Source organism: Klebsiella sp. OBRC7 (genome assembly GCF_000293135.1).
Taxonomy (GTDB): domain Bacteria; phylum Pseudomonadota; class Gammaproteobacteria; order Enterobacterales; family Enterobacteriaceae; genus Klebsiella; species Klebsiella michiganensis.
Genome location: NZ_ALNJ01000094.1, coordinates 1 through 16,869, shown reverse-complemented (window position 1 = coordinate 16,869; position 16,869 = coordinate 1). Strand labels below are relative to the sequence as shown.

Below are 16,869 nucleotides of genomic sequence, written 5' to 3'. Positions count from 1 at the left end.
ATTACTTCTTAAGATGAGAGATAAAGTTGCACGGGCGCGTGCGCGCATCAAGCTGCGGCGCAATAATATTGTCCCATGCGGTACGACAGGCTTTGGTTGAGCCGGGCATCGCAAAAATCAGCGTGCGGTTCGCCACCCCGGCAACGGCACGGGACTGCAGGGTCGAGGTACCGATCTCTTCGAAGGAGAGCATGCGGAACACCTCGCCGAAACCTTCCACTTCGCGGTCAAACAGCGGCAGCAGCGCTTCCGGCGCCTGGTCGCCGTCGGTAAAACCTGTGCCGCCGGTAATCAGCACCACCTGCACCTCATCGCCGGCAATCCACGCCGACACCTGAGCACGAATGGCGTAGCGGTTCTCTTTCACAATCGCCTTATCGACGATGACGTGCCCCGCCTCCTCAGCCGCGTCGCGCAGCCAGTGTCCGGAGGTGTCGTCCTCTTCGCCACGTCGGCTGGAGACGGTGAGAATAGCAATACGGGTCGGGATAAACTCAGCGCTGGCCTGGCTCATCTGATCGCTCCTTAAAATGAATTATCCGCCAATATAGGACAGGTTCCGGGTAATACCTGTGTTGCCCTGATGCAGGAAGTGGGTCTGTTTTTTATGCGTTAACGCCTCGGATATGCGCGCCTCCAGCGCCGGCTGCTGCTGCTCATCGGCGAGCAGATCGCGCAGATCGACGCCGCCTTCGCCGAACAGGCACAGGTGCAATTTACCCACGGAAGAGACGCGCAGACGGTTACAGGTAGCGCAGAAGTCTTTTTCATAAGGCATAATCAGACCAATTTCCCCGGCATAATCCGGATGGCAAAACACCTGCGCCGGGCCGTCGCTACGCTGGCGGATCTGATGGATCCAGCCGCGACGCAGCAGCTCATCGCGCAGCACCATGCCCGAGATATGATGGCGGCGGAACAGATCGCTGCCTTCGCCGGTTTCCATCAATTCAATAAAACGCAGCTGAATGCGGCGCGGCTGGATCCACGCCAGAAAAGTGTCGAGCTGGTGATGGTTAACGTCGCGCATTAGCACGGTATTGACCTTCACTTTTTCGAAGCCAGCGGCAAATGCGGCATCGATGCCGTCCATCACCTGATGAAACTTGTCCTGGCCGGTGATGGCGTGAAACTGACGCGCATCGAGGCTGTCCACGCTGACGTTAATCGCCGTCAGCCCGGCATCGCGCCAGCTTTCAACGTCGCGCGCCAGCCGGTAGCCGTTGGTGGTGACCGCAATCTGGCGAATAGAAGGGTTTTCCCGCACGGCGGCGATGATGTCGGTAAAATCGCGACGCAGCGAGGGTTCGCCGCCGGTCAGGCGCACCTTTTCTGTCCCCAGGGCGGAAAACGCGCGCGTCACGCGGCGAACTTCATCGACGCAGAGAAAGCCTTTATTGGTGACGGCGCCGGGCTTATAGCCATCGGGGAGACAGTAGGTACAACGAAAGTTGCATACGTCGGTAATTGATAAACGCAGATAGTAAAACTTCCGCGCAAATGCATCGGTAAGCTGTGAAGCCATAGACACCTTTCCAAATACGGGAGACGCGGTCATTTCTTTTCGCGCCCTGGTGGCAACCGAAGTTGTCACGGCCAAAGCACCATATCTTTCGACACAGGCACAGAGGCTAGAGTGTTAGTGGGTTACGCCGAATAGTAGCGCTTTAATAACGGTTATGCCATTTCCAGTTTCGTTATATAATCATGTACATATCGATACGATCGCGTATTTTCGCTACAGAATAGCTAAAAACCACGCTTTTGCATTGATGTCGGTCAGTTTGTCAGATTCAGCCCATCGTCTTTTAGGGGTAGATCGGTTACTGTGAGCCCGATAAATGGTTATAAGGGATTTTTATGCGCAATCGCACTTTCGCCGATCTGGATCGCGTGGTGGCACTCGGCGGCGGGCACGGGCTGGGCCGGGTAATGTCATCCCTCTCTTCGCTCGGTTCACGCCTCACCGGCATCGTCACCACGACCGATAACGGCGGCTCTACGGGGCGCATTCGTCGCGCGGAAGGCGGCATCGCCTGGGGCGATATGCGCAACTGTATTAATCAGCTCATCGCCGAGCCCAGCGTGGCCTCGGCGATGTTTGAGTACCGCTTTAGCGGCAACGGTGAGCTTTCCGGGCATAACCTCGGCAATTTGATGCTTAAGGCGCTGGATCACCTGAGCGTGCGTCCACTTGAAGCGATCAATTTGATCAGGAATCTTCTTAAGGTCGACGCGTTTCTGATCCCGATGTCGGAACAACCGGTCGATCTTATGGCCATCGACCATGAAGGGCACGAAGTTTACGGTGAAGTGAATATCGATCAGCTTGCCAGCGTGCCACGCGAGCTTATGCTCTCCCCGCCGGTGCCCACCACCCGTGAAGCGATAGAAGCCATCGCCGAAGCCGATTTAATCCTGATTGGCCCCGGCAGCTTCTATACCAGCCTGATGCCGATTCTGCTGCTTGATGAGATGGCGAAGGCGCTGCGCCGCACGCCCGCGCCAATGGTGTTTATCGATAATCTCGGCAAAGAGCATAGCCCGGCAGCCAGCCTGACGCTGGCTGACAGAGTCGCCATTATGGAGCAGCAGATTGGTAAACGAGTGATTGACGCGCTGGTTGTCGGCCCGAAAGCCGATATCGCAGGAATTAAGGATCGGGTCGTCATTCAGACGCCGCTGGACGCCAGCGATGTGCCCTATCGTCACGATCGCCAGCTGTTGCGCCGCGCGCTGGATAAAGCGATTCAGGCCTTAGGCTAATCCTCAACGCGGCCTTATCCTCGCGACAAAAACAGGCAGGCTTAAAATCTTAAGGTTGTCTTAAAAAAAATCGGGCAGCATAGCGAACATCTCTTTATGTGGACTTCGCTATGTCGTTATTTTCTTTACGTCGGCCAATGCTTAACCGTACGGTCTATTTGATTCTGTTCGCCTGCTATATTGGCCTGGCGCTGAACATCGCTTTCTATCGCCAGGCGTTTACCCTGCTGCCGGTCAACGGCCTGCATAACTGGCTGGTGTTCCTCAGTATGCCGATAGTGGCTATCAGCGTGATGAATATCATCACCACGCTAGCGTCATTTCTTAAGCTTGACCGCCTCGTTATCAGCCTGTTTATTCTGCTTAGCGCCTCGGCCCAGTATTTTATCTGGACCTTTGGCGTGGTTATCGATCGGGCGATGATCACCAATATTCTCGATACCACTCCCGCCGAAAGCTTTGCGCTACTCTCCGGAAAAATGGTCCTGATCCTGGGACTCTCCGGCATTCTGGCGGTGGTCGTGGCCTGGTGGGTTAAAATCCGCAAACCGGCAACCCTGTGGCGCAGCGTGGCGGTAAGGCTGTTGAGCATCGTGGTTTCAGCGCTGCTGATTATTCTGGTCGCGGCATTTTTTTATAAAGATTACGCCTCGCTGTTTCGCAATAACAAAGAGCTGGTTAAGTCCCTGAGCCCGTCAAACAGCATTGTGGCCATGAACTCCTGGTATGCGCATAACAGGATGGATAATCTTCCGCTGGTCAAAATTGGCGAAGACGCGGTTCAGAAGGCGCAGATGCGCAGCGGACCGAGGAAAAACCTGACTATCGTGGTGTTAGGCGAAACCTCAAGGGCGGCAAACTTTTCCCTGAACGGCTACGCCCGCGAGACCAACCCGCGCCTGAAACAGGATAATGTTATCTATTTCCCCGACACCACCTCCTGCGGCACCGCGACCGCGGTTTCTGTACCGTGCATGTTCTCTAATATGCCGCGCACCCACTATGATGAAGAGCTGGCGCACCATCAGGAAGGCGTACTGGATATCCTGCAGCGGGCGGGAATTCAGGTGCAGTGGAATGATAACGACGGCGGCTGTAAAGGGGCCTGCGATCGGGTGCCGCACCAGAACGTCACCGATCTCAAGCTGAGCGGCCAGTGCATCGACGGCGAGTGCTACGATGAGGTGCTGTTCCATAACCTGGATAGCTATATCGACAATCTTAAGCAGGACGGGATTATCGTTCTGCACACCATCGGCAGCCACGGTCCGACCTACTACAATCGCTATCCGGCGCAGTTTAAACAGTTTACGCCGACCTGCGATACCAACGAAATCCAGAGCTGTACCCAGCAGCAGCTCACCAATACCTACGACAATACGATTTTGTATGTCGATTATGTGGTCGACAAAGCGATAAAATTACTGCAGTCAAAGCAGGATAAATTTACCACCAGCCTGGTGTATCTGTCGGATCACGGCGAGTCGCTTGGCGAGGATGGGGTATATTTGCACGGGCTGCCGTGGTCCATCGCGCCGGAGACGCAAAAACACGTCCCAATGCTGCTGTGGCTGTCCGCGGATTATCAACAGCGCTATGGCGTGTCCAGCCAGTGTTTGCAGCAAAAAGCGAAAACGCAAGCGTATTCGCAGGATAATCTTTTCTCCACCCTGCTCGGTCTGCTCGGGGTCAGCACCCGCGAGTACCAGGCAACAGACGATATCTTAACGCCATGTAGAGAGGCAGGCCGATGAAAATTTTAGTCATTGAAGACGATGCGCTCCTGTTACAGGGATTAATCCTGGCGATGCAAAGCGAGGGTTACGTCTGCGACGGCGTGTCAACCGCCCACGAAGCAGCGCTCTCTCTGGCCAGCAACCACTATAGCCTGGTGGTTCTCGACCTCGGCCTGCCGGATGAAGACGGTCTGCACTTCCTGGCGCGCATGCGACGGGAGAAGTTCAGCCAGCCGGTGCTGATCCTCACCGCCCGCGATACCGTGGATGACCGCATCAGCGGCCTGGATACCGGCGCGGATGACTACCTGGTGAAGCCGTTTGCGCTGGAAGAGCTGAACGCGCGCATTCGCGCCCTGCTGCGTCGTCACAATAATCAGGGCGATAACGAACTGTCCGTCGGCAATCTGCGCCTGAACGTCACCCGGCGGCTGGTCTGGCTCGGCGAGCAGTCCCTGGATTTAACCCCCAAAGAGTACGCTCTGCTTTCACGCCTGATGATGAAAGCGGGCAGCCCGGTGCATCGCGAAATTCTCTACAACGACATTTACAGCTGGGACAACGAACCGGCCACCAACACGCTGGAGGTGCATATTCATAATCTGCGCGATAAAGTCGGCAAATCACGCATCCGCACCGTCCGGGGCTTTGGCTATATGCTGGTTGATAACGCGGAGACCGAATAACACTATGGCTTTTTTTGTCAGTGAAAACTGGACTATGCGTCATCGGCTGCTGCTGACAATTGGCGTTATTCTGGCCGTTTGTCAGCTCATCAGCGTGTTCTGGCTGTGGCATGAAAGCCAGGAACAGATTCAGCTGCTGGTCGCCAGCGCCGTTGAAGGGCATAACAATCAGAAGCATATAGAGCATGAGGTTCGCGAAGCGGTAGCCAGCCTACTGATCCCAAGCCTGCTGATTATCGGCCTGGCGCTGTATATCTCCCTGCTGGCGGTGAAAAAAATCACAAAACCGCTTTCCAGACTGCAGCTCGAGCTGGAAAGCCGCACCCCGGACAACCTGCAGCCTATCACGCTGAAGGAATCGGTTCCTGAAGTCACCGCGGTGACCACAGCGATTAATCAGCTGGTATCCCGCCTGAATTTAACCCTCGATCGCGAGCGTCTGTTTACCGCCGACGTCGCCCATGAACTGCGCACGCCGCTGGCCGGGCTGCGTCTGCACCTGGAGCTTCTGGCGAAAGTGCACGGCGTTAGCGTGGACCCGCTGATTCAGCGTCTCGATCAAATGACCAATAGCATTACCCAGCTGCTTCAGCTGGCGCGCGTTGGCCAGTCATTCTCCGCCGGAAGCTATCAGCAGGTTGCGCTGAAAGAGGATGTGATTGAACCGCTGCAGAGCGAACTTGAGACAATGCTGCAGCAGCGCCAGCAGACGCTGGCGTTCAACGTCAAGGATGGAGAGGCAATCGTGTCGGGCGACGCCACGCTGGTGCAGGTTGTTTTACGTAACCTGGTCGAAAACGCGCATCGTTATAGCCCGACGGGGTCGAGGATTAAAGTGTCGATAGCGCCTGGCCCTACGCCCATTCTGGCCGTTGAGGATGAAGGCCCGGGAATTGATGAGGCTAAAAGCGGTGAGTTAAGCAAAGCGTTCGTCCGCATGGACAGCCGCTATGGCGGTATTGGTCTCGGGTTAAGCATCGTCACCCGCATCGCCCAGCTGCACGACGCGCAGTTCTTTTTACATAACCGACAGCCCGGGCCCGGCGTTCGCGCCTGGGTGCTCTTCCCTAAAGCTTCGCGTCAGAACGTCAGCACCCACTGATGGAAAAAGGCAACGACGATAACAAACGCGCAGGTGACTGCCAGGTATTCGCGGAAGGTTAATTTTTGCATGGCGCTATCCTCAGTAAAGTGAGGATAGTTTCGCCAAACAAGATTAAGCCAACATTAAGCATCACGGAAAATCGCGACAGAGGGGCAATAAATAACCAAAGCTTTTCGGCTCATGTGCCGCTTTTCTGTCAGGTAGCGCCTTACCCGACCCACGCAAAACACATCCCGCCCATCACTCCGAAGATTCGGTAAGGCCCGGGCGATATTTATCTGGCAACGCCGCTACGACGCGGCGATAAACAGCTCGCGCAGCTGGTGAAGCTGGTCGCGAATTTGCGCCGCCTCTTCGAACTCCAGGTTCTGCGCGTGCTGCATCATCTGCCCTTCCAGTTCGTGAATTTTCTGCTGGAGCGCCTTCGGCGTTAGCGCGACGACATCCGCCTCAACCGGTGAGCGAGACTTGCCGCGCCCCTTGGTTTTGGTTTTCGCGATATTCTGACCGAGCGCCAGAATGTCGACCACTTTCTTATTCAGCCCCTGCGGAACGATACCGTGCTCTTCGTTGTATGCCTGCTGCTTCTCGCGGCGGCGCTCGGTTTCCCCGATCGCTTTCGCCATCGACGGGGTGATTTTATCGCCGTAGAGAATCGCTTTGCCGTTGATATTTCGCGCCGCGCGGCCAATGGTCTGAATCAGCGAGCGTTCAGAGCGCAGGAAGCCTTCTTTATCGGCATCCAGGATCGCCACCAGCGAAACTTCCGGCATATCCAAACCTTCACGCAGCAGGTTGATCCCCACCAGCACGTCAAACTCGCCGAGACGCAGGTCGCGGATAATCTCCATGCGCTCCACGGTGTCGATGTCCGAGTGCAGGTAGCGCACCCGCTCGCCGTGCTCTTCCAGATATTCGGTTAAATCTTCCGCCATGCGTTTGGTCAGCGTCGTGACCAGCACGCGCTCGTTGATCGCGGTGCGGATGCGAATTTCCGAGAGCAGATCGTCGACCTGGGTGCCTACCGGACGCACTTCGATGACCGGATCCAGCAGCCCCGTAGGACGGACGACCTGGTCCACCACCTCGTCGCCGGATTTATCCAGCTCATAGGCTCCCGGCGTCGCCGAAACATAGATGGTTTGCGGCGCCAGGGCCTCAAACTCTTCAAACTTGAGCGGACGGTTATCGAGCGCCGACGGCAGGCGGAAACCGTACTCCACCAGCGTCTCTTTGCGCGCCCGGTCCCCGCGGTACATACCGCCGATCTGCGGGATCGTGACGTGGGACTCATCGATGACCAGCAGACCATCGGCTGGCAGGTAGTCAAACAGCGTCGGCGGCGGTTCGCCCGGCCCGCGGCCCGACAGATAGCGCGAGTAGTTTTCAATCCCCGAGCAGTAGCCCAGCTCGTTCATCATTTCGAGGTCGAACTGCGTACGCTGGCTCAGGCGCTGCTCTTCCAGCAGCTTGTTGTTCTCCAGCAGTCCCTTACGCCGCTCCGATAGTTCAACTTTAATCTCTTCCATCGCCTGGACGATGCGCTCGCGCGGGGTGACGTAGTGGGTTTTGGGATAAACGGTGAAGCGCGGGATCGTCGACTCAATATGACCGGTCAGCGGATCGAACAGCGACAGGCGCTCAACTTCCTCATCGAACAGCTCAACGCGCAGCGCGATATCGTCAGACTCCGCCGGGAAGATATCAATCACCTCGCCGCGTACGCGGAAGGTACCGCGCTGGAAGGCCTGATCGTTGCGGGTATACTGCAGCTCGGCCAGGCGGCGCAAAATAGCGCGCTGGTCGATAATCATGCCGACCGTCAGGTGCAGCATCATTTTCAGATACAGATCCGGATCGCCCAGACCGTAGATAGCGGAGACCGAGGCCACCACCACCACGTCGCGACGCTCCAGCAGCGCTTTGGTCGCCGACAGACGCATCTGTTCAATATGTTCGTTCACCGACGCATCTTTCTCGATGAAGGTGTCCGAGCTTGGCACGTAGGCTTCCGGCTGGTAGTAGTCATAGTACGAGACGAAATACTCCACCGCGTTCTCCGGGAAGAACTCTTTCATTTCGCCGTATAGCTGCGCCGCCAGGGTTTTGTTTGGCGCCAGCACCATCGTCGGGCGCTGCAGGTCAGCAATGACGTTGGCAATGGTAAACGTTTTACCTGAGCCGGTGACCCCGAGGAGGGTTTGATGCGCCAGGCCATCTTCCAGCCCCTCTTCCAGGCGACGAATGGCTTCCGGCTGGTCGCCGGAGGGACGGAAAGCAGAATGTAGCTTGAACGGTTTACTCATCAATCAGAACCTGAAGAAGGGTTGAACGGCAGGTGTTTAATTCTACTCGCCGGCTCAGCTTTTGCCAATAAAAAATACTGGATATAAAAACAGTATTATATTATCGTAGTCGGTCTAATTAGCGCTTTTTACCGCCAACATGGACGAATAAAAACCGCTTTACGGGATAATCGACCACGCCTCAGGGTTATCCCCAAAAAGTATGGCCATTTAACATTTGTCAAGCGAGGGGATGAATGTTTTATGGCAGTCGGTGACACTTTTCTTACAGGCATTGATTTTATTTAAATAATTGATATTTAATATAATTTAATAAAAGACGGGTTTCGCGCCAATTCGGCCGCAGGCCGCGTACTCTCTAGCTTACCGCAAGTTTTCTAACTCTAATACACAAGGTTATCCACAGGAATAGTGGATAACTGTCTGCAGCCCATGACCCGAGCCACCCGAACAAAACCCGTCGCCCCGGCCAAACCCACCGCGAAAAAAATTAATTGAATTTTTTTTGCTGTTTATTGGCGAAGAGTGGCTAGATTTTTTGTTATTTTTTGCACCACATTTCAGCGCTCGGGCACCGGGAAAGTGCAAGGTCGGTCCGCTTCCGCCCGGTCGCACCTGTATTGACCAGCAAATACCGAGAGTTCTTTTTCCTGGCAAGAGATTTGCAGAATCTTCTCGTCGCCTGCTATCCCAGGAAAGGAGAAAACGTCTATGTTGAGTCTACGCGCCGTGAACCACTATTACGGAAGCCAGCACACGCTGTGGAATGTTGACCTTGAGCTCAAACCCGGTAAATGCACTTGCGTCATGGGGCGCCAGGGAATGGGGAAAACCACGCTCGTCAACTGTATTACCGGTCATCTACCGGTGGCCAGCGGCACTATCACCTGGCAGGACGGAGGATCGGCGCCCTATGACCTGATGCCGCTCTCCGCGCAGTCGCGCAGCGCCATCGGCATTGGCTATGTACCACAGCATAAACGGATCTTTTCGCAGCTGAGCGTGGAGGAAAATTTGCACATTGCCCTTGCGGCGGGCGGCGAACCGGCGTCAGCGGTCGCCGGAGAGATTTACGATCTGTTCCCCGAGCTGTACGCTCTGCGCCAAAGTAAAGGGATTACCCTGAGCGCCGACGATCAGTACCAGCTGGCGCTGGCCAGGGCGCTGATAACCCGTCCGCGCCTGCTGATCCTCGACGAACCTTCGCGCGGCGGCGGCCAGCGCTTCCTGCACAAGCTCGGGGATTTACTGATGCGCCTGAACCGCGATATTGGCCTGACGGTGCTGATCGCCGAACAGCACCTGCCGTTTATTCGTCGGGTGGCGGATCGTTTCTGTCTGCTGCACTGTGGACGCAGCGTAGCCCAGGGCGACGTTATCCAGCTGGATGCCCCGCTGCTGGCGAAGTGGATGGCGCCCGATCCAGCGCGCTGAGGTCGAGATACTGACCGAGATCCTCGCGCTGAGCCACCTCCACCAGCCACGGGATCTCGCCAAGAAACGGCGCGGGCAGCACGCGTTTCAGCGTTGCCAGATATTCAGGGTGGCGCCTGCCGGGCGGCTGGATATCGTTGGCTATCCAGCCCGCCAGCGGCAGTCCGGGCTGCAGCACCGCCTGAGCGGTCAGCATGGCATGGTTGATACACCCCAGCTTAACGCCGACCACTAAAATCACCGGCAGCCGCTCTACCTGCACCCAATCAGCAAAGGTCAGCGTTTCTGACAGCGGCGTAAACCAGCCTCCCGCCCCTTCCACCAGTAGCCAGTCGGACAGCGCTTCCAGCTCGCGCAGGCCAGCAGAAATCGCAGCGGCGTCAATCGGTCTCCCTTCATCGGCGCTGATAATATGCGGTGACGTCGGTTCAGCAAAGGTGAACGGATTGACCTGCTCGTAGCGCAGCGCCACGCGGCTATTGCGCTGTAAAGCCAGCGCATCCTCATTACGTAATCCCTGGGCCGTATAGTCGCTGCCGGAAGCCACCGGTTTGTAGCCCGCGCTGTTATATCCCTCGCGATTGGCCGCCTGCAGCAGCGCGCAGCTGGCGACGGTTTTCCCCACCTCGGTGTCGGTGCCGGTAACGAAGAAACGTTTAGTCACGTTCGATAACTCCTGTAAAAAGATGGTACGTCAGCGGGCACTGGCCCTGCTGCTGCGGCCAGGCGAGCTGGAGCTGCCGCAGCTTGCCGCGGCTGAGCGGCGCAGGGCTGCGTCCGTGGTGCAAATGGGTTGCGCCAATGCCTTTAAGCGACCGCATCGCGCCAAGCGCGTCGGGAAACGGCAGCGTGATGGCGTGGACGTGGCCGCTGGCGCGGCGTTCGGCCAGCGCCTGACGCACCGCCTGCTCGCTGAGAAAACGGTTGGCGTGCGGCCGCTCATCGATGGCTCGCCAGGCCTGATTGAGCTCAGGTAACGAACCTGACAGCAGCGTACTAAACGCCACGCGGCCGCCGGGGCGCACTACCCGGGACAGCTCATCAATGGCGGTCGCGAGATTGTCGCACCACTGAACCGCAAGGTTGCTCCACGCCAGATCAACGCAGCCGTCCGCCAGCGGCAGCGCTTCGATGTCGCCCTCGACGTAGCGGTGCGCGCAGTTTCCGCGGCGGGCCTCCGCCAGCATGTCGACGGAAAGATCCAGCGCCGTCACCCGGCTCCCTGCATCGCGCCAGAAGCGGCTTATGCTGCCGGGGCCGCAGCCCGCGTCCAGCACCTCAGGAAAGGTCTTGATATCGAGCTGTTCCAGCAGCAGAGAGGCGCTAAGACGCTGTAATTCATCGTGCTGAGCGTAATGTCCCGCCGCGCGGCCAAACGCCGCCGCAACGGCGCGCTTATTCACCGCCGTCATGCAGCACCTCCAGCAGGCGGGCGATATCGGCAGACTCGTGCGCGGCGGTCAGCGTCAGGCGCAGCCGCGCGCTGCCGACGGGGACCGTCGGCGGACGAATGGCCGTCGCCCAGCAGCCTTCCTCGCGCAGACGCGCCGCCAGCCGCAGCGCGCGGGCGTTGTCGCCGACGATCAGCGGTTGGATCGCGCTGCCGGAATCAGTGAGCTCGCCGGGATAGTGGGACATTCCCCGGCGAAAGTCGGCGATATGGCCGGCCAGCGTTTCCCGCCGCTGCTGACCCTCGTCGCTGCGAATCACGGCCAGCGCGGCGCTCAGCGCCACCGCCTGCGCCGGCGGCATGGCGGTGCTGTAAATCAGATGGCGGGCAAACTGCAGCAGATAATCCGCCAGCGCCTCGCTGCACAGCACCGCCGCGCCGCTGACGCCAAACGCTTTACCGAAGGTGACGATAAGCAGATCCGGGCGTACCTGCTGCGCGTAGCAGCTGCCGCGCCCCTCTTCGCCGAGCGCGCCGATACCGTGCGCGTCGTCAACCAGCAGAAGCGCGCCGGCCACCCGCGCCGCCTGATAAACCTCAGCCAGCGGCGCGCTATCGCCGTCCATGCTAAAAATGCCTTCGGTCACCACCAGCTGCTGGCCGGATAGCGGTTTCGCCAGCAAATCGTCAAGATGGCGGCTGTCGTTGTGCTGAAAACGCCGCAGCTGCGCCGGGCTAAGGCTGGCGGCTTCCAGCAGCGAAGCGTGGCAGAGACGGTCGGCGACAATCCGATCCTCTTTGCCCGCCAGCGCGGCAATCACCGCCTGATTCGCGGCAAAGCCGGAAATAAACAGCAGCGCACGCGGATAGCCCAGCCAGTCGGCCAGCTGCTCCTCCAGCGCGCGGTGCGCCTCGCTATAGCCGCTGACGTGGCCGGAACCGCCGCTGCCGACGCCGTAGCGATCCGCGCCCTGCTGCCAGGCCTTGACGATAGCCGGATGCTGGCTGAGGCCAAGATAATCGTTGCTGGAAAAATTGAGCCAGCGCCGCCCTTCGCGGCTGAGCCAGCGTCCTGCGCCCAGCGTCACCGGCAGGCGACTGCGCAAGGCATCCGCCGCCTGCCGTTCCGCCAGCGCCAGCTCGATGCGGTGCTGCCAGCTCATAGCGCCGCCGCGTTGTAATATTCCTCGGTATCCGGGTTCATCAACGCCTGCTCCAGGCGCTGCTGCTGGGCGTTATCGCCTTCCAGTACCTCGGTCTGCTGCGGATTAATCCCCAGCTTGCGGAACAGCTGCAGGTCTTTGTCCTCTTCCGGGTTTGGCGTGGTCAGCAGCTTGCAGCCGTAGAAAATCGAGTTCGCCCCGGCCATAAAGCACATCGCCTGGGTCTGTTCGTTCATCTGTTCACGACCGGCGGAGAGGCGCACGTGCGAGGTCGGCATCATGATGCGCGCGATGGCGATAGTACGAATAAAATCAAAGGCGTCCACGTCGTCGTTATCCGCCAGCGGCGTGCCTTTGACCTTCACCAGCATGTTGATCGGCACGCTTTCCGGCGGCGTCGGCAGATTGGCCAGCTGTAGCAGCAGCCCGGCGCGGTCTTTGACCGTTTCCCCAAGGCCGACTATACCGCCAGAGCACACTTTAATTCCGGCATCGCGCACTTTATCGAGGGTATCGAGGCGCTCCTGGTAGGTGCGGGTGGTGATGATATTGCCATAGAATTCCGGCGAGGTATCGAGGTTGTGGTTGTAGTAATCCAGACCGGCGCCGGCCAGACGCTGGGCCTGGCTATCGTTGAGCGTGCCAAGGGTCATGCACGCTTCCAGCCCCAGCGCTTTCACCCCTTTCACCATCTGCTCAAGATACGGCATATCGCGATCGTTCGGATTCTTCCACGCCGCCCCCATACAGAAGCGGGTTGAACCGGCTTGTTTCGCCTGTCGCGCCGACTCAAGCACCTGTTCAACCTCCATCAGGCGTTCGGATTCCAGACCGGTTTTATAGCGCGCGCTTTGCGGGCAGTATTTGCAGTCCTCCGGGCAGGCGCCGGTCTTAATCGACAGCAGCGTGCTGACCTGAACCTGGCGCGGGTCGAAGTGCTGGCGATGGATCTGTTGCGCTTCAAACAGCAGGTCAAGAAAGGGTTGATTAAATAACTCAGTAACTTGCGACATTGTCCAGCGGGGGTGGTGAGCCATTAGCCTCTCCAGGGGTTTTGTTAATTGTTGGTTCGGTTTATACTCGTAAACCTAAATGTTTTCAAAATGGTTTACAAGTCGATTATGACAACGGACGATCTCGCTTTCGATCGGCGCCACATCTGGCACCCTTACACTTCAATGACTTCGCCGCTACCGGTCTATCCGGTCGTGGCCGCCCACGGCTGTGAGCTAACCCTCGCCGACGGCGGGCAGCTGGTTGACGGCATGTCGTCCTGGTGGGCGGCCATTCATGGCTACAATCACCCGCGCCTGAACGCGGCGATGAAAGCGCAGATTGACCAGATGTCGCACGTCATGTTCGGTGGGATTACCCACCCTTCCGCGGTCGCCCTGTGCCGTCAGCTGGTGGCGATGACCCCGGAAAGCCTCGAATGCGTGTTCCTCGCCGATTCCGGCTCCGTCGCCGTCGAAGTGGCGATGAAAATGGCACTGCAGTACTGGCAGGCGAAAGGCGACCCGCGCCGGCGCTTTCTCACCTTCCGCAACGGCTATCACGGCGATACCTTCGGCGCAATGTCGGTCTGCGATCCGACGAACTCAATGCACAGCCTGTGGCAGGGCTATCTGCCGGATAACCTCTTCGCCCCGGCGCCGCAGAGCCGCTTCGACGGCGACTGGGATGAGCGGGATATGGCGCCGTTCGCCCGTCTGATGGCCGCCCACCGCCATGAAATCGCCGCGGTGATCCTCGAGCCGATTGTTCAGGGCGCGGGCGGCATGCGGATGTACCACCCCGAGTGGCTCAGGCGGATCCGCAGGATGTGCGATCGCGAGGGCATCCTGCTGATCGCCGATGAGATCGCCACCGGCTTTGGTCGAACCGGTAAGCTGTTCGCCTGCGAGCACGCGGGGATTGCGGCGGATATTCTGTGTCTCGGCAAAGCGCTGACCGGCGGCACCATGACCCTCTCCGCCACCCTCACCACCCGTCAGGTGGCAGAAACTATCAGCGACGGGGAAGCCGGCTGCTTTATGCACGGCCCGACCTTTATGGGCAACCCGCTGGCCTGCGCGGCGGCGACCGAGAGCCTGCGCCTGCTGGAAAGCGGCGAATGGCAGCAGCAGGTGGCAGCCATTGAAGCGCAGCTCAGCGCCGAGCTGGCGCCGGCGCGCGAATCCGCGCAGGTTGCCGATGTGCGGGTGCTGGGAGCGATTGGCGTGATCGAGACGCATCGGCCGGTGAATATGGCCTCCCTGCAGCGCTTTTTCGTCGAACAAGGCGTGTGGATCCGCCCGTTCGGTCGCCTGATTTACCTGATGCCGCCGTACATCATTACGCCGGAGCAGCTGAGCCGCCTGACGCGGGCGGTAAACGCCGCGGTTCAGGAAGAAACATTTTTTAGCGAATAAGCGACGGTAATGGCGCCTCTCTCGCGCTACACTTTCTGGCTAATCAGCGGATGACTACGAGGAGAGACGATGAAATTAATCAGTCATGATTTACAGGATGGTGAGAAGCTGCCCAATCGTCATGTCTTTAACGGCATGGGCTACGATGGCGATAATATCTCGCCGCATCTGGCGTGGGACGATGTGCCGGCCGGAACCAAAAGCTTTGTGGTGACCTGCTTCGATCCCGATGCGCCAACCGGCTCCGGCTGGTGGCACTGGCTGGTGGCCAATCTTCCGGCCGATACCCGCGTGTTACCGCAGGGAGCCGGCTCCGGCCAGGCGGAACTGCCCGAAGAAGCGATTCAGACCCGTACCGATTTTGGCCAGGCCGGATACGGCGGCGCGGCGCCGCCAAAAGGCGAGACCCATCGCTATATCTTTACCGTCCACGCGCTGGACGTCGAAAAAATTGCGGTCGATGAGGGCGCGAGCGGCGCGATGGTCGGCTTTAACGTCCATTTCCACAGCCTCGGCAGCGCGTCGATTACCGCCCTGTTTAGCTAATCCCCGGATGGCGGCGTAAACGCCTTATCCGGGCTTGTATGATTACTCCATCAGAAAGAACCGGCCAGTTCTCTCTGATGGCGGTCCGGATGCCGTGTCCGGGCTTAGGCTTTCGCGCCTGTTCCGTAGATCCTTTGCACCGGACCGCCGTTCTTTCTCATGTGATAAACCGGACAGTATCATGGACCGGCTTTCACCGGTAACCCGTATTTGCAAGGTTGGTTTCACTATGGAAAATGAACTCCACTTCATCGGTATTGATGTCGCCAAAGCTAAACTGGATGTCGACATTCTTCGCCCTGATGGCCGGCATCGTTGTAAAAAATTTGATAATACCCTCTCCGGACACGAAGCGCTGGTCCGCTGGCTTCGCGGCCATGACGTGAACCGTGCCCATGTCTGCATGGAGTCCACCAGCACCTACATGGAAGACGCGGCCGCGCATCTGAGTGATGCCGGGTATACCGTGTCCATCATCAACCCCGCCCTCAGTAAAGCTTTCGCACAGAGTGAGGGGTTGCGCAGTAAAACTGACAAAGTGGACGCCCGTATGCTGGCTCACTTCTGCCGGGAAAAACGCCCGTCAGCCTGGGAGGCCCCTCATCCGACAGAGCGGGCACTGAAAGCCCTGGTGTTAAGGCATCAGGCGCTGACAGAGATGCAGACGCAGGAGAAAAACCGGCGGGAAACCGCGCCGGAGGTTCAACTGGCCAGCATTGATATCCTGCTGGGATGTCTGAGCGCGGAGCTGACGCGTATCGAAAAACAGATAAAAGACCTGACGGATAACGACCCGGATATGAAACGACGGCGGAAGCTGCTGAACAGTATCCCGGGCATCGGGGAGAAAACAGCGGCGGTTCTGCTGGCGTATACGGGCCTGAAGCTGAAGTTCGGTACAGCGCGGCAGTTCGCGGCGTATGCGGGACTGACGCCGGTGCAGCATGAGTCGGGCAGCAGCGTGATGCGGGCGAGCCGGATGAGCAAAGCGGGGCCGGTTCAACTGCGCAAGGCGTTATACATGCCGGCATTATCGGCGCTGTACCATACGGCGTGGGGAAAAGCGTTCAGGAAAAGGCTGGAAGAGAGCGGAAAGCGGGCAAAAGTCATCATAGGGGCGATGATGCGAAAGCTGGCGCAGGTGGCGTACGGTGTACTGAAGTCAGGAAAGGCGTTCGATGCGTCACAGCATGGTTGTTGATAGCGTAAGAAAGAGTGCCGGATTAAACGACAGCACCGGATGGCGCTGTCGTTGTTGTGCCTGTCATCCGGGAGCCGGAAAAGGTGACAGTAGTTAAAAGAGTTGCAGGCGTTCACAGTATCTAC

General features: G+C 58.3%; 15 protein-coding genes and 1 riboswitch. Of the genes, 8 read left to right on the top strand and 7 right to left on the bottom strand.

The features are described from left to right. Position 1 precedes the first annotated feature (1 nt). Positions 2-514 (bottom strand): molybdenum cofactor biosynthesis protein B, encoded by a 513-nt coding sequence (gene moaB / locus HMPREF1144_RS19940; RefSeq protein WP_009653795.1) that lies wholly within the window; start codon positions 512-514, stop codon positions 2-4. A 21-nt stretch (positions 515-535) separates the two neighbouring features. Next, complete coding sequence (gene moaA / locus HMPREF1144_RS19935) at positions 536-1,525, bottom strand: GTP 3',8-cyclase MoaA (protein ID WP_009653806.1); 990 nt, start codon at positions 1,523-1,525, stop codon at positions 536-538. Further along, positions 1,513-1,651: riboswitch (molybdenum cofactor riboswitch) on the bottom strand. It overlaps the preceding gene by 13 nt. 209 nt (positions 1,652-1,860) lie before the next feature. On the opposite strand from moaA, the gene yvcK reads away from it, so the two are divergent. From yvcK to pmrB, 4 genes are all read left to right on the top strand, one after another. Beyond that, positions 1,861-2,766, top strand: a complete 906-nt coding sequence (yvcK, locus tag HMPREF1144_RS19930) for a uridine diphosphate-N-acetylglucosamine-binding protein YvcK (RefSeq protein ID WP_004849048.1) — start codon at positions 1,861-1,863, stop codon at positions 2,764-2,766. Positions 2,767-2,876: 110 nt separating this feature from the next. Continuing rightward, positions 2,877-4,520, top strand: coding sequence for a phosphoethanolamine transferase EptA (gene eptA / locus HMPREF1144_RS19925; RefSeq protein ID WP_004849047.1), 1,644 nt, complete (start codon positions 2,877-2,879; stop codon positions 4,518-4,520). Continuing rightward, positions 4,517-5,188, top strand: a complete 672-nt coding sequence (gene pmrA / locus HMPREF1144_RS19920; RefSeq protein WP_004849045.1) for a two-component system response regulator PmrA — start codon at positions 4,517-4,519, stop codon at positions 5,186-5,188. The genes eptA and pmrA overlap by 4 nt, the downstream gene beginning before the upstream one ends. 4 nt (positions 5,189-5,192) lie before the next feature. Next, the gene (gene pmrB / locus HMPREF1144_RS19915; protein ID WP_009653788.1) at positions 5,193-6,290 is read left to right on the top strand and encodes a two-component system sensor histidine kinase PmrB; all 1,098 of its coding nucleotides are present in this window, start codon (positions 5,193-5,195) and stop codon (positions 6,288-6,290) included. Positions 6,291-6,583: 293 nt separating this feature from the next. Here the strand turns inward: pmrB and uvrB are convergent, their stop codons facing one another. Continuing rightward, a complete protein-coding gene (gene uvrB, locus HMPREF1144_RS19910; protein WP_004849041.1) occupies positions 6,584-8,599 on the bottom strand; it encodes an excinuclease ABC subunit UvrB in 2,016 nt (671 codons plus the stop codon). 711 nt (positions 8,600-9,310) lie between these two features. Here uvrB and HMPREF1144_RS19905 point away from each other — a divergent pair. Next, on the top strand, positions 9,311-10,033 hold the full coding sequence (locus HMPREF1144_RS19905) for an ABC transporter ATP-binding protein (RefSeq protein ID WP_042928111.1): 723 nt from the start codon (positions 9,311-9,313) through the stop codon (positions 10,031-10,033). On the opposite strand, the gene bioD is transcribed toward HMPREF1144_RS19905, so the two are convergent. From bioD to bioB, 4 genes are read right to left on the bottom strand one after another with little or no spacing between them, the layout of a single operon-like run. Continuing rightward, positions 9,975-10,697, bottom strand: coding sequence for a dethiobiotin synthase (bioD, locus tag HMPREF1144_RS19900; RefSeq protein ID WP_009653828.1), 723 nt, complete (start codon positions 10,695-10,697; stop codon positions 9,975-9,977). The two genes, HMPREF1144_RS19905 and bioD, sit on opposite strands and share 59 nt — an antisense overlap. After that, positions 10,690-11,445: a malonyl-ACP O-methyltransferase BioC gene (gene bioC / locus HMPREF1144_RS19895; protein ID WP_009653785.1), complete on the bottom strand. Its 756-nt coding sequence runs from the start codon at positions 11,443-11,445 to the stop codon at positions 10,690-10,692. The genes bioD and bioC overlap by 8 nt, the downstream gene beginning before the upstream one ends. After that, positions 11,429-12,586 carry an 8-amino-7-oxononanoate synthase gene (gene bioF / locus HMPREF1144_RS19890; protein WP_009653777.1) on the bottom strand — a complete coding sequence of 386 codons (1,158 nt, stop codon included), beginning with the start codon at positions 12,584-12,586 and terminating at the stop codon, positions 11,429-11,431. The genes bioC and bioF overlap by 17 nt, the downstream gene beginning before the upstream one ends. After that, positions 12,583-13,623, bottom strand: coding sequence for a biotin synthase BioB (bioB, locus tag HMPREF1144_RS19885; protein WP_009653778.1), 1,041 nt, complete (start codon positions 13,621-13,623; stop codon positions 12,583-12,585). The genes bioF and bioB overlap by 4 nt, the downstream gene beginning before the upstream one ends. 84 nt (positions 13,624-13,707) lie before the next feature. Here bioB and bioA point away from each other — a divergent pair, with 84 nt between their 5' ends. The 3 genes from bioA (at position 13,708) to HMPREF1144_RS19870 (ending at position 16,744) form a co-directional block, all read left to right on the top strand. After that, on the top strand, positions 13,708-14,997 hold the full coding sequence (bioA, locus tag HMPREF1144_RS19880) for an adenosylmethionine--8-amino-7-oxononanoate transaminase (RefSeq protein WP_042928130.1): 1,290 nt from the start codon (positions 13,708-13,710) through the stop codon (positions 14,995-14,997). A 69-nt stretch (positions 14,998-15,066) separates the two neighbouring features. Continuing rightward, positions 15,067-15,543, top strand: coding sequence for a kinase inhibitor (locus HMPREF1144_RS19875; protein WP_009653774.1), 477 nt, complete (start codon positions 15,067-15,069; stop codon positions 15,541-15,543). 229 nt (positions 15,544-15,772) lie between these two features. Next, positions 15,773-16,744, top strand: coding sequence for an IS110 family transposase (locus HMPREF1144_RS19870; protein ID WP_009651684.1), 972 nt, complete (start codon positions 15,773-15,775; stop codon positions 16,742-16,744). The last annotated feature ends 125 nt before the right edge of the window (positions 16,745-16,869 follow it).